15 protein-coding genes and 1 other annotated feature are annotated in these 17184 nt (G+C 39.3%); all 15 genes read left to right on the top strand.

Translation table 11 applies throughout. The features are described from left to right. The first annotated feature begins 21 nt into the window (after window positions 1-21). The 15 genes from GQR93_RS08595 to yqeH all read left to right on the top strand — a co-directional run bounded on the left by GQR93_RS08595 (window position 22) and on the right by yqeH (window position 17171). The gene (locus tag GQR93_RS08595) at window positions 22-2337 is read left to right on the top strand and encodes a DNA translocase FtsK (protein WP_003554384.1); all 2316 of its coding nucleotides are present in this window, start codon (window positions 22-24) and stop codon (window positions 2335-2337) included. 32 nt (window positions 2338-2369) lie between these two features. Beyond that, on the top strand, window positions 2370-3701 hold the full coding sequence (gene murC / locus GQR93_RS08590) for a UDP-N-acetylmuramate--L-alanine ligase (protein ID WP_003554383.1): 1332 nt from the start codon (window positions 2370-2372) through the stop codon (window positions 3699-3701). A gap of 155 nt (window positions 3702-3856) precedes the next feature. Then, entirely contained in the window at window positions 3857-4564 is a 708-nt protein-coding gene (locus GQR93_RS08585) for a Bax inhibitor-1/YccA family protein (RefSeq protein ID WP_003554381.1), read from the top strand. A gap of 136 nt (window positions 4565-4700) precedes the next feature. Further along, a complete protein-coding gene (polA, locus tag GQR93_RS08580; protein WP_003554379.1) occupies window positions 4701-7352 on the top strand; it encodes a DNA polymerase I in 2652 nt (883 codons plus the stop codon). A gap of 94 nt (window positions 7353-7446) precedes the next feature. After that, a complete protein-coding gene (mutM, locus tag GQR93_RS08575; protein WP_003554376.1) occupies window positions 7447-8289 on the top strand; it encodes a DNA-formamidopyrimidine glycosylase in 843 nt (280 codons plus the stop codon). After that, entirely contained in the window at window positions 8282-8875 is a 594-nt protein-coding gene (coaE, locus tag GQR93_RS08570; protein ID WP_003554375.1) for a dephospho-CoA kinase, read from the top strand. The genes mutM and coaE overlap by 8 nt, the downstream gene beginning before the upstream one ends. An 11-nt stretch (window positions 8876-8886) precedes the next feature. Beyond that, complete coding sequence (nrdR, locus tag GQR93_RS08565) at window positions 8887-9381, top strand: transcriptional regulator NrdR (protein ID WP_035444783.1); 495 nt, start codon at window positions 8887-8889, stop codon at window positions 9379-9381. Then, entirely contained in the window at window positions 9381-10826 is a 1446-nt protein-coding gene (locus GQR93_RS08560) for a DnaD domain protein (RefSeq protein ID WP_003554370.1), read from the top strand. Before nrdR ends, GQR93_RS08560 begins: the two co-directional genes overlap by 1 nt. After that, a complete protein-coding gene (gene dnaI / locus GQR93_RS08555; protein ID WP_003554368.1) occupies window positions 10826-11764 on the top strand; it encodes a primosomal protein DnaI in 939 nt (312 codons plus the stop codon). The genes GQR93_RS08560 and dnaI overlap by 1 nt, the downstream gene beginning before the upstream one ends. Window positions 11765-12096: 332 nt before the next feature. Then, window positions 12097-14040, top strand: a complete 1944-nt coding sequence (gene thrS, locus GQR93_RS08550; protein ID WP_035444782.1) for a threonine--tRNA ligase — start codon at window positions 12097-12099, stop codon at window positions 14038-14040. Between the two features lie 59 nt (window positions 14041-14099). Further along, window positions 14100-14232 (top strand) — a sequence feature (ribosomal protein L20 leader region). 38 nt (window positions 14233-14270) lie between these two features. Continuing rightward, complete coding sequence (gene infC, locus GQR93_RS08545; protein ID WP_003554360.1) at window positions 14271-14780, top strand: translation initiation factor IF-3; 510 nt, start codon at window positions 14271-14273, stop codon at window positions 14778-14780. Window positions 14781-14810: 30 nt separating this feature from the next. Continuing rightward, entirely contained in the window at window positions 14811-15005 is a 195-nt protein-coding gene (gene rpmI / locus GQR93_RS08540) for a 50S ribosomal protein L35 (protein ID WP_003554358.1), read from the top strand. 63 nt (window positions 15006-15068) lie between these two features. Next, window positions 15069-15425, top strand: coding sequence for a 50S ribosomal protein L20 (gene rplT, locus GQR93_RS08535; RefSeq protein WP_003554356.1), 357 nt, complete (start codon window positions 15069-15071; stop codon window positions 15423-15425). An 84-nt stretch (window positions 15426-15509) separates the two neighbouring features. Further along, window positions 15510-16025 (top strand): YqeG family HAD IIIA-type phosphatase, encoded by a 516-nt coding sequence (locus GQR93_RS08530; RefSeq protein WP_003554354.1) that lies wholly within the window; start codon window positions 15510-15512, stop codon window positions 16023-16025. 9 nt (window positions 16026-16034) lie between these two features. Further along, entirely contained in the window at window positions 16035-17171 is a 1137-nt protein-coding gene (gene yqeH, locus GQR93_RS08525; protein WP_003554352.1) for a ribosome biogenesis GTPase YqeH, read from the top strand. Window positions 17172-17184 lie beyond the last annotated feature (13 nt).

Genomic DNA, 17184 nt, shown 5'->3' with positions numbered 1-17184 from the left:
GAAAACAAAAGGTGAGAAAGTATGAAGTATTATGACGGACCCGCCTTTTTTCGTCGTCGAGATTTAATCAAGTCGCGAACGCCTAAAAAGGGGAAAAATAAATACCAATCAGCACCTGATTATTCTCGCAAGCCGACTCGTGATTTAAAAAAAGAGGATACGCATTTTACAGATAACAGAGTTAGTGATGATAAAACACCTGCTTTTTTGAAAGAAATTCGTAATTTTGTGCCGAATCAGCGTGATGTGAATGCAAAAAGAAGAAAGCAAAAAAAACAAATTGAGACAAATTATTTTGTTAGTCAGAAGAATCGACGATCAACATATTATTCAAAATTAATGGATCAGTTGAGGACACCTGATGATGATTTAATTGTTCTTGAAGATCCTTTGAATTCAGTGACTCAGAGTGAAAAAGGAACATTAAAAAAAGCTGATGACCATATTTTAGAGCATCACAACATCACACCACACACGGAACAGCTCGAAGCGCCTCTATCTGATTCTGATGCGAATCATAATACTGACACTGACCGAGTTAACCAAACCGATGAAGGCGATTTAAAAGAGAACGTTGGTAATCATGAAAAAGATGATCTTGAGAATGAGTTGAATCATCATGTGATTGATAGTTCGAAAGCCACAAATTCGGGACCGGAAGTTTCACATCCAATTAAGCACGGATTGGGACAATCGCTGGTTTCAATTGTTGATAGTGAACGTGCTGCAAAGCCTGATTTGTCTTTATTTCATGAGCAGACAAAAGATGGCTTGTCCGACACTAAAAAAATCTCTGTGAAAGATGATCAAAAGCGACAGCCAGTCGTTAAAGAATCAGCTGTTGAAACTTCCGGTTTGCCAACGGAGACAGCTACAATCCAATCTCAATCATCTACATCAGCTGATGGGTATCATTTTCCCTCTTTGGGCTTATTAAAAAAGCCCCAACCAACTGATGAAAATGCAATGGATGACTGGATAGAAAACCAGATAGAGACTTTAGACAAAACCTTCCATGCATTTAAGGTGAATGCTCAAGTTGTTGATTGGACGGATGGACCGACCGTTACCCAATTTCAGGTTAAGTTGGCTTTAGGCGTTAAGGTAAGTCGAATTACCAATTTAACCGATGACCTTAAACTTGCACTAGCGGCTAAAGATATTCGTATTGAAGCACCAATCCCTGGCAAATCAACGGTGGGTATTGAAATTCCAAACCCCAACCCAAGACCAGTTGTCCTTTCTGAGATTATTTCTACTAGTAACTTCACTAATAGTCGTTCACCACTGACTACCGCAATGGGAGTTGACCTTTCCGGGACATCAAGAATTGCGGATGTTCGGAAAATGCCGCATGGTTTGATTGCCGGTGCCACGGGTTCAGGGAAAAGTGTCTTTATTAATAGTTTATTGGTTTCTTTACTGTATAAAGCAACACCAGCAGAGTTGAAACTATTGCTGATTGACCCTAAAGCTGTTGAGCTGGCCCCTTACGATGGCATTCCGCATCTTTTATCACCAGTTATTTCGGATCCCAAATCAGCTGCTGCCGCATTGCATTGGGTTACAAAGGAAATGGACCAACGATACGAAAAGTTATCTGCTGCCGGTGTTCGAAATATTGAGCAATTCAATAAAAAAGCAACTGATGCCGAGGAATATGGCTTGAAGATGCCATATATACTAGTCATCATTGATGAATTAGCTGATTTGATGATGGCTGCTTCCAGTGAGGTTGAAGACTACATAGTCCGAATTACACAAAAGGCGCGTGCCGCTGGGATTCACTTGATTGTTGCGACTCAACGACCGAGTGTTGATATTGTGACTGGAACGATTAAAAATAACATTCCATCACGAATTGCTTTTATGGTTTCAAGTCAAGTGGACTCCAGGACAATTCTGGATACCGCTGGCGCAGAGCGATTATTAGGACGTGGGGATATGTTGTATCTTGGAAATGGAGCTAGTCAACCAATTCGTCTTCAAGGCGCGTTTGTCAATAACCAAGAATTGGAAAATGTGGTTGATTTTGTTCGTCAACAGGGTCACCCTCATTATTTATTTACACCGGATTCATTAAAGGCTGCTGTTGATAATAACGAGTCACAAGATGATTTAATGCCACAGATAATGAAATTTATTGCTCAAGAAGACACAATTTCTACTTCAAAGCTTCAACGAGTATTTTCAATCGGGTATAATAGAGCTGCAAACATAATTGACAGTTTGCAGGATCGGAATTTGATTTCTGAACAACGTGGTTCAAAACCTCGGACAGTTTACTATCATCCGGATGATGAAACAAGCGATGAATCAAAAGACGAGAAAGAGTAAATCTAAATTAGATGGGATAGGTAGGATGCAATATGAATTCAGATACGGTGTATCACTTTGTAGGTATTAAAGGAACAGGAATGAGTGCGATGGCTTTAATCCTTCATGATCGAGGTGAAAAAGTTCAGGGCTCTGATATTGAACAATACACATTCACGCAACGTGGATTGGAACAGGCAGGTATTAAAATATTACCTTTTGATGCCAATAATATTCACGAGGGTTTAACTGTCATTGCGGGGAACTCCTTCACTGATGATCATCCAGAAATTAAGAAAGCTCGAGAGATGGGCTTGACGGTATACCGTTATCACGAATTTCTTGGAAAGATAATTAAGGGTAAAACAAGTATTGGTGTATCTGGTGCTCATGGTAAAACAAGTACAACCGGATTGCTTTCACATGTTTTGTCCGGAATTGCACCAACCGATTACTTAATTGGTGACGGCTCTGGTAGGGGTGTGCCAAATGCTCGTTTCTTCGTTTATGAAGCGGATGAATATCGACGTCATTTCTTGGCAACCGAACCTGATTATGCCATCATGACTAACATTGATTTTGATCACCCTGACTATTATAAGAACATTGACGATGTCCAAGATGCTTTTCAGACGTTTGCCAACCAAACGAAGAAGGGAATTTTTGCTTGGGGCGACGATAAGCGTCTTCGCCAATTAAAAGCTAAGGTTCCGATTTATTATTATGGACTTAATGATACCGATGATTTTCAAGCCTTTGATGTTAAGCGAACGACCAAGGGATCAAGTTTCCATGTGAGATTTAAAGGTAAGGACTTGGGGGAATTCACAGTTCCATTATTTGGTGAACATAACATCTTTAATTCGTTAGCGGTAATTGCCGTTGCATACTCTGAGGATGTAGATCTTGAAGAAATTCGAAGAGAGCTGAAAACGTTTGATGGCGTTAAGAGGCGCTTTTCAGAACGTAAAATTTCCGGGATGACAATTATTGATGATTATGCTCATCATCCAACTGAAATTAAAGCAACGATTGATGCTGCCAGACAAGAATACCCAAGCAAAAAAATTGCGGTGGTTTTTCAGCCACATACGTTTAGTCGTACCATCGCGTTAATGGATGATTTTGCGAAGAGTTTGAACTTGGCAGATGAAGTTTTCTTGACCCAGATTTACAGTTCGCCGCGTGAAAGCTCTGGTAAAGTTTCAAGCGAGGATCTTTCAAAGAAAATCACAAAGGGCGGCAGAATCTTGTCTGCTGATAATATGTCACCTTTATTGGATTATGATAACGATGTGATTATTTTTATGGGTGCCGGTGATATTCAAAAATACGAAAAGACTTATGAAGACCTTCTAAGTCATCTTAGTAAGAATAATAATTAAGATTTCTTAGGAAAAGCCATTGATCGAGATATTTTGCTTGATTAATGGCTTTTGTTTGTTAAGATTACTTATTAAGAGATGGAGTAAATTCCGCAACTGTTTTGATTTATTTGTTGTAAAATTAAGGCAGGGATTCGAAAGAAGGAGCGAAATTAATGGACAATTTTTCAAATGAACGAAATGAGCGGCGAGTTGTTAACAATGCTGCTGGCTTAAATGCTTTTTTAACTAAAATGTATGGTTGGATGAGTTTAGCTGTATTGGTATCAGCTGCAACGGCTTTTCTGACTGTTACGGCGATTTCACCGGCTGTATTGACCGGCGGAGGTATGTGGATCGCAATAATCGCCTGGTTTATTTTACCGTTTGTTGTGTCTTTTCAGGCCTTAAAGCGACCATCGTTGGCTTTCGCTGCGTTAATGGGGTACGCTGTTTTAAGCGGGTTCGTCTTTTCAACCCTTGCTTATCGTTATACGGGTGCTTCAATTGCGGCGGCCTTTGTGTCAGCGTCGGCAATCTTTATCACAATGACAGTTTTCGGATTAGTGACTAGAAAGAACCTGGATAAAATTGGTCGGCAGGCAATTGCCGCTTTAATTGCACTTGTTATTGCGATGATTATTAATATCTTCTTGAGAAGCACTCTAATTACGTTTGTCTTTTCAATTATTGCCGTTGTTATTTTTACAGCGCTGACGGCATATGATACGCAAAAGATGAAGCAAATGTACAATCAGGCGGGTAGTACTGGTCAAGTTTCTGTTAGTGGGTTGGCCGTGTTTGGTGCCCTTCAACTATACTTGGATTTTGTTAACCTATTCTTACAATTATTGCAGATTTTTGGTATGGGTGACGAACGCTAATATATGATTTAAAAGCGATGGACCGGGGAATTTTCCCCGGTTTTTTCATGCTTGGATTTTCGTTTGTCAAGGTCTTATTATTGCCTGTTACGAGTGGTAAAATTAACTTATAAGACTATCTTGTGAGGAGAATTTAATGACTAAAAAATTATTATTAATCGATGGTAACAGTATTGCGTTTAAAGCGTTTTATGCACTTTATAATTCATTGGAGCGCTTTACCAATTCATCCGGATTACATACATCTGCTATTTATGGATTTAATCGGATGTTAGACAAAGTTCTCCAAGAAGAGAAACCAACGGATATTTTGGTGGCCTTTGACGCTGGCAAAACAACTTTTCGAACTAAAATGTTTTCTGACTATAAGGGAAACAGGGCAAAAACGCCAACCGAACTATCGGAACAGTTTCCTTTTATCCGAGAATTAGTCAAAGCTCGAGGAATTTCATCTTATGAACTACCTGATTACGAAGCCGATGATATTATCGGTACCTTGGCAAAAGAGGCAGAGGACAAGGGAGATTATCAAGTTGTCATTTTGACAGGTGATCGAGACCTGACACAATTAACTTCTGACAAAACAACTGTTCAAATTTCAAAAAAAGGGACAACGGATCTTGAAAAATATACACCTCAACATGTAGAAGAAAAGTTGGGTGTTAAACCTTCACAAATCATCGATATTAAAGGACTAAAGGGAGATAATTCTGATAATTACCCTGGCGTCACAAAAGTTGGTGATAAAACTGCAATGAAATTGGTTCAGCAGTTTGGCTCAATCGAAAATATTTATTCAAATATTGATCATGTTTCTGGGAAAATGCTTAAGGAACATTTGCTAAACGATAAGGATAAAGCAGAACGTGGTAAAGTTTTAGCAACGATTAAACGAGACGCACCGATTAAAGTGTCCTTGGATGACTTAAAATATGAGGGCGACAACCTAGATAGGCTGACCGATTTTTATGAACGAATGGGTTTCAAATCTTTTCTGTCAAATCTTGGTGTTGACGCAACGGATAAAAATGAAATTGAAAACATTCAATATACGAAATTAACTTCAGATAATCTTGATCAGTTAAACCAATTTAAGGATGAAGTATCCTTTTACTTGGAAATGGATGATGAAAATTATCATACGGCCAATTTGATGGGCTTTGTGCTTGGGCATGAGGCTCAGTGGTTTGCGTCAAATGATATTTCTTTATTGAACACTAAACAGGTTAAAGCGATTCTCGAAAGTTCAACTGTTCAAAAAAATGTGTTTGATGCCAAACGGACTTACGTTGGGCTTTATCGGTCTTCAATCACGCTACAAAATGTTGATTTTGATATGTTGCTGGTTTCATATTTGCTCAATACAACTAATAATAGTAATGATGTTGGCACAGTCGCAAAGCTTCATGGGTTTGCAAACATTAAAACTGATGAAGAAGTTTACGGAAAAGGTGCGAAGAAGAAAATCGATCCTGAAGCACCCGAATTCTTTGATCATATTGTTCACAAGGCAAAAGCAATTGATCAATTGCATAATGATATGTTTAAAGCACTTGATGAACATAATCAAACAACTTTGTATCGGGATATTGAAATTAAGATTGCTTTTGTGTTGGCTAAAATGGAGATTGCGGGAATCAAAGTAAATCCCGAGACGCTGGAACAAATGGGAAGCAAATTTAAAGAACGCCTGGCTGAAATTGAACAAACCATTTTTCAAGAGGCTGGTGAAGAATTTAATATCGGTTCTCCTAAACAACTCGGGCATATTCTTTTTGAAAAGATGCGGTTGCCGATTCTAAAGAAAACCAAGACCGGTTATTCAACTTCAGTTGATGTGTTGGAAAAGTTAGCACCCGATGCGCCTATCGTGCAAAATGTTTTAAATTATCGTCAAATTTCGAAATTACAATCGACTTACATTGATGGTTTGTTAAAAGTGATCCATAAGAATGATTCAAAAGTTCATACAAGATATTTACAAACATTGACGCAGACCGGCCGTTTGTCTTCCGTGGATCCGAATTTGCAGAATATCCCGGTTCGCTCCGAAGAGGGACGTTTGATTCGTCAGGCATTTGTTCCTTCCCATGAAGATTGGCAGATTTGGTCATCTGATTATTCACAGATTGAATTGCGTGTTTTGGCATCCATTACCGGAGATAAGAATATGCAGGAAGCCTTTCGTGAGGGAGAAGATATTCATGCAACAACGGCCCGAAGAATTTTTGGGTTGGCTTCAAATGATGATGTGACACCTGAGTTAAGGCGGCAGGCAAAGGCAGTTAATTTCGGAATTGTTTATGGCATTAGTGATTACGGATTGGCTAATAACACTGGTATTAGTCGAAAACAGGCTCATCAATTTATTCAAAGGTATTTTGAGGAATATCCGGGTGTCAAAAAATATACAGAAGATATTGTTGAATTCGCTAAAAATCATGGTTATGTTGAAACCATTGCTCATCGACGTCGTTATTTACCTGATATTCATTCAAGGAATTTCAATTTAAGGTCCTTTGCGGAACGAACAGCAATGAACACACCCATTCAAGGGAGTGCAGCAGATATCATTAAAATTGCGATGATTAATATGGATGAGGCACTGAAGCCTTTAAAAACGCGCATGCTGCTTCAAGTTCATGATGAATTAATTTTTGAGGTTCCTAATGATGAAATGGAAACTGTCGAAAAGTTAATTCCAAAAGTGATGGATTCTGCAATCAAGCTTAACATTCCATTAAAAGTAGAGAGTCATTGGGGAAAGACTTGGTATGAGGCTAAATGATGCAAGATATTATTATTGTTTGGTTGACAGATTATTGCTTTATTTAGGCAACAATTTTTAAATGTTTAATTAAGTAGAATCAAGGAGATAGATTATGCCTGAATTACCAGAAGTTGAAACTGTTCGAAGGGGCCTGACCGAACTGGTTGCAGGAAGTCAAATTCGGACGGTAGATGTGTTATATCCTAAAATGATCAATTTACCACCTGAGGATTTCACAAACGCACTCAAAAATCAGATCATTGAAAAAATTGATCGCCGGGGTAAATATTTATTTATTCGGATTAACAATGGATTAACAATTGTATCCCACCTTCGAATGGAAGGAAAGTACGATGTTGAGCCTGAAGGAACACCTCTAAGCAAGCACACTCATATTGTTTTTCATTTAACCGATGGGCGTCAGCTTCGATATAATGATACGCGAAAATTCGGTAGAATGAATTTGGTTGACACCGGGCATGAACTGACTGTGGCTGGATTAAAAACAATAGGTCCTGAGCCGACTGAAAGGGACTTAACCTTAGATTACATGAGAAAAATATTTGGTAAAAGTAAAAAGCTGGTCAAGCCGTTTCTTTTGGATCAGAGTAATATTGCCGGCTTGGGAAACATTTATGCCGATGAGGTGCTTTGGTTAAGCAAAATCAACCCTAAGCAGCCTGTCAATACACTATCAGTGGCAGAACTCAAATTACTCCGTAAAAGTATTATTGATGAAATCAAAAAGGCAATTGATGGTCACGGGACTACTGTTCATTCTTACTCCAATGCTTATGGCGAAGCTGGCAATTTTCAAAATCATTTAAACGTCTATGGTCGACAGGGAGAACCTTGTCTTAGGTGTGGGACACCTATTGAAAAAATCAAACTGGCCCAAAGGGGGACACATTTTTGCCCAAATTGTCAGGTGATTCACGGTGATCGTCATGAATAAAGTGATTGGATTAACAGGTGGTATTGCAACGGGAAAATCTGCAGTGAGCACTTTTCTTGGCAGGAAAGGCATTCCGATAATTGATGCAGACATCGTGGCACATCAGGTTCAAGAGCCTGGTGAGAACGGTTTAAAGGCAATCACAGCGGAATTCGGTCAGGAAGTATTAGCTTCAAGCGGTCGCCTTGATCGAACCAGACTCGGGGAAATTGTTTTTCAACATCCCCAAAAATTAAAACGACTTGTTCAAGTGATGGATCCCTTCATCAGAGAAAAAATCATTCATGAAATTGATCGTTACCGTGATAAGCAATTAACGGTCCTAGACGCCCCAACTTTATTTGAAAACGGGTATACTTATTTGACAGATTCAATTGTTGTTGTATATTGTGATCCAGTGACTCAAATGAAACGTTTAAGACGCAGAGATGATTTAACAATTAGTCAGGCGTCTGCCAGAATTAAAAGCCAGTGGTCACTGCAGACAAAATGTGATTTGGCTGATACAATTATTTATAATTCAGGTAGTTTAGAAAATACAAATATGCAAGTAGAAGATTGGTTACAACAAGAAAAGAAATATTAGAGGTGAAAGCCATGCAATGTCCTCATTGTGGATATAACGGGTCCAAGGTTGTCGATAGTCGACCAACCGATGATGGTCGTGTCATTCGGCGCCGTAGAGAATGTGAACACTGTGGCTTTAGATTCACGACGTTTGAACGGGTCGAAGCAACACCACTTCTGGTTATCAAAAAAAATGGCAATCGAGAAGAGTTTAACCGCGAAAAAATTCTTAAAGGTGTCGTGAGGTCGGCTGAAAAGCGGCCGATTTCAATGGATGCGATTACTGATTTGGTTGATCGGGTTGAAAATAAAGTTCGTTCTTCAGGTGAAAATGAAGTTACCAGTCGTCAAATCGGAGAGTATGTGATGGAGGAACTGGTGAATCTGGATGAGATTGCGTATATCAGGTTTGCCAGTGTTTATCGTCAATTTAAGGATATGTCTGTTTTTTATAAAGAACTCAAAGAAGTTATGGAGAAGGATAAGAAAAAGAATGCTGCTAAACAGCATCCTGAGGAGAAGTAATGTTAAATTCGGAAAATAAATTAACTCCCGATTCGAAATATCTTGTTTTGAATGCCAGTGCAAACAAAAGCGTAGATCAGAGTGTTCTTACCAACTTGTATTTACCAATTATTGGGCGGGGTGCAGTGCAGCTTTATAATTTACTTTGGTCATTGAGTGTGAGCGATCATAATCGATTGATTCTTCATAAACATTTTGAACTCCAAAGTATTTTGGATATTGGTATTGACAAATTATTACGGTATCGCCGTAAGCTCGAAGCAGTTAATTTATTAGTCACATCCGTCTCACTTACTTCACCTGATAGTTATGTTTATTCCATGAGAGAGCCATGCACGGCAACCGAGTTTTTAAAAACTGATATTTTGTCGATTTTACTTTTGGGAAGAGTGGGTGAGGATACCTATAACCGAATTGTTGCTCGGCTGTTTATTCCAATGCCGGATGTTGGCCAGGTTAAGAATGTCTCGGCTTCGCTCCTTGATGTTTTTCAGATTCCGGAAAATTCTGTTAAAAATATTCCTGGTCCGGTTAATATTGCCAAGCAAACCATCTCGGGGAATTCTGCTGAACTGAATCATCGTTATTTGGAACCTTCAAAAGAGGAGTTTGATTTTAATCTTCTTTTGGATATTTTAGAAAATTCGTACGTTGATGCTGCCAGTGTTAAAGCGGCACAGCCATTGATTTTGTCTGAGTATTCACTTTATGGTATAGATGAAATTAAAATGGGTGAATTGATCAAGAAAGCGACAAATCTAAACACGAATAAATTGAATCAGAAAAGTTTGAAATTCATTATTGCACGCGACTTTACACAACCACAAGTTAGAGTGCCGGATTCAATAAACAAGAAGCCTGAAGATGATGCGGATGGGCAACAACTGGTACAACAATTTGATCAGCCCACTCAACAAGTTATCCAGATTAGTAAAGAAAATGCGCCAATTAGCTTTTTAAAGCAAATTAAAGACCAAAAGGGCGGTATGGTAACTGCTGGTGAGCAACGAATGATTCGAGAACTGGTTTCGAAGGGATTGCTTCCGCGTGAGGTTATTAACGTTCTTATTTACTATGTTCTCATCGGAATTGGAAATTCAACTCTCAATCAAAATTTAGTTAATACAATTGCGGATAATTGGGCTCAAAACCATGTAACGAATGCAGAAAAAGCCATTTTACAGGTTCAAAAACGAACTGAAGAAAAGCAGGAAAAAGAGACACAACGATCGCAACGACGATATTCATCCGGCGGCCGCCGACAGATTACAGAAACACTTCCTGACTGGGCAAAGAAAGAAAAACAACAGACTAAGGAAGCATCAAAAAAGGCAAAGCAGTCGGCTGAGCAACAGAAAACAGGCCCTGATGAAGCAGAACGAAAGCGTGTTAATAAAGAGTTGGCAGAGTTGCGGAAGAGAAAAGAGAAACGAGGTGAGAACTGATGGAACCGGTTAGCAAATATATTCAGCAGTTTTTGAAGGAACGAACAATTAACGGAAAAGGCGCAAGAAAAAGCTTTCAAGTCGCTGTTAGGCAAATTGAAACGGATCCTGAAATTCAACAGTTTTTAAAAGAAAATAAGGCGAAGTTGGCAGAGGATGCAGCTCAACGATCTATTGCAAAACTTCGTGAATATTTAATGGTTCGTGATACATTGAAGAAAAAACAAAAATCATTTGTACCGGGATATGTACCAAAGCTTGTTGTCAGTGATCATTTGATCGAAGTTTCTTACGCACCATCGGCTGAGACGCTTGATAAACAAAAGGCCGAACGACTGGCACGGCGTGTTACGACTATTTCAATGCCCAAAGATATTCGCAATGCATCGCTTGATAATTTTGATCAAACCGACAGTCGATATCGGGCATTTGCAAAGGCCGTTCACTTCACTTCAAAGTATATGGCTAAAGACCAGTTTGAACCTGGTTACTATATTTACGGGCCCTTCGGTGTTGGTAAAACTTATTTATTAGGTGCACTTGCCAATGATTTGGCGGATAGTGGCGTATTGACAACGTTGGTTCATTTTCCCAGCTTTGAAAGTGAAATGAAGGCGTCAATTTCAGATAACAGCTATCTAGACAAAATTGATGCTGTCAAAAAATCACAGATTTTAATGTTGGATGATGTTGGTGCCGGTTCGTTGTCATCGTGGGTACGTGATGAGGTTCTGGGCGTTATCCTTGAATATCGAATGCAACAGCAACTACCGATGTTTTTCAGTTCAAATTTGTCTATGGAGCAATTGGAGGAAGAGTGGCTGACATTTAACAATCACGGTGACGCTGAACCGTTAAAGGCACAACGGCTCATGCAACGAATTAGGTTCCTATCTCGCGAGGTAGAAATGCCGGGTCAAAATCGTCGGCCAATGTAAATTGTTTAATTTAGATTGACAACTTTAAGAAGGAATCCTATACTTAAAAGCAATGAATCAGGAAGATATGATAATCATTTCTCATCAAAGGGAGAACGGCTCTAGACTGAAAGGCTGTTTGTTTAGAAAATGGTTGTTACCACTTTTTGATAATCGGATTGCGGATAATGCTATCCCGGATGGTCCCGTTAGCAACCACTTGAGAGCTTTTTGGTGAAGTGGATACTTTTCCAAAATCCAAAAGGGTGGAACCGCGCTAATAACGTCCCTAGTATACAATTGTGTACTAGGGATTTTTTGTGGTTCTAGAAAGAAAAAAGGAGTTAGAGGATATGTCAAAACTTTCATTTGAATTTCCAGACGGTAGTGTAAAAGAATTTGACGACGGCGTTACCGCTGAAGACATTGCAAAATCGATTTCAATTAGTTTAGGGAAAAAGGCTGTTGCCGGAAAAGTTGACGGTCAGTTTGTAAATGATAACGAGCCTTTACATAAGGGTGGTAAAGTCGAAATCGTCACAGGCGACAGTCAAGATGGCCTGAATGTTCTTCGAGAAACTGCAGCTCAGGTACTTAAAGCTGCAATTGCTTCAAATTTCAAGGATATTCGCTTTGGTGAAAGTGCAGCCGATGATGATGGCTTCTTTGTTGATACCGATAAACCTGAGACTCAAATCAGTGTTGATCAATTAGACAGTTTAACAAAATCGATGCAACAAATTATCAGCAAAGATTTACCTATTAAGGTCACGTTCTTAAGTAAAGACGATGCACTGAAACAAGTTGTTGGGGACCCATATCAGACTGAACTTATTAACGAAATTGCTGATGGTAATCAGGTTAAGTTCTTCGAAATTGGTGATTTCAAGTCTGTTGCTGAAGGTGCTGTTTTACCATCGACTGGTAAAGTAAAGATCTTTAAATTATTATCTGTTGCCGGTGCTTATTGGCAAGGCAAGTCGTCAAATCCAATGCTTCAGCGGATTTACGCAACTGCCTTCAACAAACAATCTGAACTTGATGAAGATTTAAAGAAGCGTCAGGAGGCTCATGAACGTGATCATCGAGTAATCGGTAACCAACTCGACTTATTCTTTGTTGATCCTAAAGTCGGCGCAGGGCTGCCATATTGGATGCCAAATGGTGCGACTATCCGACGAACAATCGAACGTTATATTGTCGATAAGGAAGTTGCTAATGGCTATGAACATGTTTACACACCTGTCTTGGCAAATCTTGACCTGTATAAACAATCAGGTCACTGGGAGCATTATCGTGAAGATATGTTTCCACCAATGGACATGGGCGACGGTGAGGAACTTGAGCTTCGTCCTATGAACTGCCCCAGTCATATTCAAATTTACAATCACCATATTCGGTCATATCGTGAGCTGCCGTTGAGGATTGCTGAATTAGGGATGATGCATCGATATGAAAAGTCTGGTGCTTTAAGTGGCCTACAACGGGTTCGTGAAATGACACTTAATGATGGTCACACATTTGTTGCTCTTGACCAGATTCAAGAAGAGTTCCAAAACATTTTGAAATTAATGGTTGAAGTTTATCATGATTTTGATATAAATGATTACACGTTCCGCTTGAGTTATCGTGATCCTGAAAATACTGAAAAGTACTTCGATGACGATGAAATGTGGAATCGTGCCCAAAGCATGTTAAAGGGTGCTATGGATGAGCTTGGCTTGGATTATGTCGAAGCGGAAGGTGAAGCTGCATTCTATGGTCCCAAGTTGGATGTCCAAACTAAAACTGCGCTTGGCAATGAAGAAACATTGTCGACAATTCAACTAGACTTTATGTTGCCGGAACGATTCGATCTTCATTATGTTGGAGAAGATGGTAAACAACATCGTCCGGTCATGATTCATCGTGGCTTGGTTTCAACAATGGAACGATTTGTTGCTTACCTGACTGAAATTTATAAAGGTGCTTTTCCGACATGGTTGGCACCGCATCAAGTTAAGATTATTCCGGTTTCACAGGATAAACATGGGGATTATGCTAAACAGATTAATGATCAGTTGCGTCGATTGAAGATCCGTTCGTCCGTTGATACCCGAGCTGAAAAGATGGGATATCTGATTCGGGATGCTCAAACACACAAGATTCCATATACACTGGTTGTTGGTGATGAAGAAGTCAATGGCAAGAGCGTTTCTGTTCGTCGTTATGGTGAAAAAGAGACACAAGCAGAATCGTTAGATGCGTTTGTTGATGAAATTCAAAAGGACATTGCATCGTATTCGCGCAATGATTAATCACAAATAGTTAATGATTGTTGACACGATTCTTAATCAATGATATTCTATTAAAGTTGACATGAAAGCAGAGGCAACCCGCTTCTCGCCTTAGTAAAATTATTTTGCTGGGCATGATATCGAGTAAGAACCTATTCAACTAGGTTCTTTAATGGTGGCGGGTGCATTGCGTACCCGCCACTTTTCTGCTTTTTCAAATTATTTGGAGGTGAAGCACCATAGCTAAAGATATGATGGTTAATGAAGGAATCCGCGCACGCGAGGTTCGTTTGATCGGTCCTAATGGTGATCAATTAGGTGTTAAGTCAAAGTCCGAGGCACTTAAATTAGCTGAAGACGCTGAATTGGACTTAGTTCTTGTTGCTCCGAAAGCAAAACCACCAGTTGCTAAGATTCTTGATTATGGGAAATATCGTTTTGAGCTTCAAAAGAAGGAACGGGAATCTCGTAAGAAACAAAAAGTCATCAGTGTCAAAGAAGTACGATTAAGCCCAACAATCGATGTTAATGATTTTAACACCAAACTAAAGAATGCTAAGAAGTTTTTGGCAAAGGGCGAAAAGGTTCGAGTTTCAATTCGTTTTAAAGGACGTGCCATTACACATAAGGAAATTGGTCGAAACGTTCTCGAAAGAATGGCTAAGGAAACAGATGATGTTGCAACTGTTACCCAGCGGCCGAAAATGGACGGAAGAAGTATGTTCTTAATGCTTTCGCCAAAGGAACCCGATAATAAATAATTATTTAAATTTTGAGGAGGATTTTTACCAATGCCTAAACAAAAAACAAACCGTGCCGCAGCAAAGCGTTTTAAGAAAACTGCAAACGGTGGAATCAAGAGTGCCCATGCATATACAAGTCACCGTTTTCACGGTAAGACAAAGAAGCAACGTCGCCAACTTCGTGGTACACATATGATGGATCACACTAATCTTAAGACTTACAAGAAACTGCTTGCAAAGTAATTTTCTTGTAACATCATGCGACTAGATTAATTATATTGATATTTATCATAGGAGGAATTCAAAATGCCACGAGTAAAAGGTGGAACAGTTACACACGCACGTCGTAAACGTGTTTTGAAATTAGCAAAAGGTTATCGCGGTGGTAAGTCACGTTTATTCAAGACTGCTAAAGACCAAGTTATGAAGTCACAGGTTTATGCTTTCCGTGACCGTCGTGCCAATAAGGGCAACTTCCGTAAAATCTGGATTGCCCGAATTAACGCTGCTGCTCGTTTAAACGATCTTAGCTACAGCAAATTGATGCATGGACTTAAGCTTGCCAACATTGACATGAACCGCAAGATGCTTGCTGAATTAGCTGTCAATGATGCTGATGCTTTTAAAGCGCTAACTGATGAAGCAAAAAAGGCTCTTAAGTAATTTCGATATGCTAAAATTAACTTTCACCGATAATTTTGGTGGAAGTTTTTTTAAATAAAAACTATTAAAACTAAGGAGGAGCATATGTTGTCAAAATTTAGACCAACTTGGATGATTGAGAGTATTTATAATGTATCCCCTCAGTTCTTGTTGGAAAATAATATCAACTGTGTTCTAACCGATCTGGACAATACTTTAGTTCCCTGGAATTCTAAAAAAGGGTCGGAAGAGTTAAGATCCTGGCTTCATGAAGTCAAAAAGTATGGGATTAAAGTCATCGTCGTTTCAAACAATAGTCATAAAAGAATTCAAAAAGCTGTTCAAGATTATGAGCTGCCATTCGTTCCACGTGCGATGAAGCCTTTAACAATTGGCATTCGTCATGCATTAAAGTCGTTTAATTTGAATAAAAAAAATACGGTTATGATTGGTGATCAACTTTTAACAGATGTTGTCGCTGCAAACAGTTGTCATGTTCGAAGTATTCTTGTTAAACCGTTGGTTGACAATGACGCTTGGAACACGACACTTAATCGTTGTCTAGAAAAGATCATTTGGAATAAACTGATTAAAAAGTATCCTAATTTACATTGGGAATAGGAGGAGAGCATGTCAGAAAATGAAGTTTTAGTTGATGGTGAGGTTGTTCACTGTATTGGTTGTGGTGCAAAGGTCCAAACGACGAATAAAGATGCATTGGGGTATACACCAAAATCAGCTTTGGAAAAAGGACTGCAAAATGGTGAGGTATATTGCCAAAGATGTTTTAGATTACGCCATTACAACGAAATCGCACCGGTCAGCTTGTCTGATGATGACTTTCTGAAGTTGTTAACCAGTATTTCCGGCACAGATTCCTTGATCGTTTATGTTGTTGATATTTTTGATGTTAACGGGAGTTTGATTCCAGGACTGCATCGATTTGTTGGGGATAATCCAGTTTTACTTGTGGGTAACAAATTGGATGTTTTGCCGGCTTCTATTAAGGAACGCAAGGTGCGCGATTGGCTGCGTCAACGCGCTAACGCGGCCGGTATCCGACCAATTGACGTTGAATTAATTTCAGCTAAGACTAATTTTGATGTTGATCATCTGCTTGATCAAATTGAAAAGTATCGAGATGGCAAGGATGTTTACGTTGTTGGGGTTACTAACGTAGGCAAATCTACTTTAATCAACGCGGTTATTCGTCAGTCTACCGGTATTAAGGAATTAATCACGACGTCTCGTTTTCCGGGAACAACATTGGATCGAATTGATATTCCATTAAACGATGGGCACTCAATTGTTGATACTCCTGGGATTATTCAACCTGAACAGATGGCACATCATTTGGTCGGTAAAGAGCTGAATTTGGTAACGCCTCAGAAAACAATTAAGCCCAAGATTTATCAATTAAACCCTGAGCAGACGTTATTTTTTGGCGGCGTTGCCCGTTTTGATTACGATTCAGGTGATGGAAAACATGGTTTTACGGTATATGCTGAAAACAACTTATATATTCACAGAACAAAGTTGGAAAACGCCGAAGCCTTTTATGAAAAGCATTTGGGAGACCTATTATCACCTCCAAGTGAAAATCGAAAAGATGACTTTCCACCATTGGAACGTCACGAATTTAAAACCTCGCAAAAAAGTGATGTAGTGATTGAAGGCTTGGGTTGGGTAACGGTTCCAAGTGATGTTGTTGTTTCAGGATGGGCACCAAAGGGTGTTTCAGTTTTGATTCGACCAGCAATGATTTAGAAGACTAAAGGGG

The organism is Lentilactobacillus hilgardii (assembly GCF_009832765.1).
Classification (GTDB): Bacteria; Bacillota; Bacilli; order Lactobacillales; family Lactobacillaceae; genus Lentilactobacillus; species Lentilactobacillus hilgardii.
This window is presented reverse-complemented; position numbering and strand designations above follow the sequence as displayed.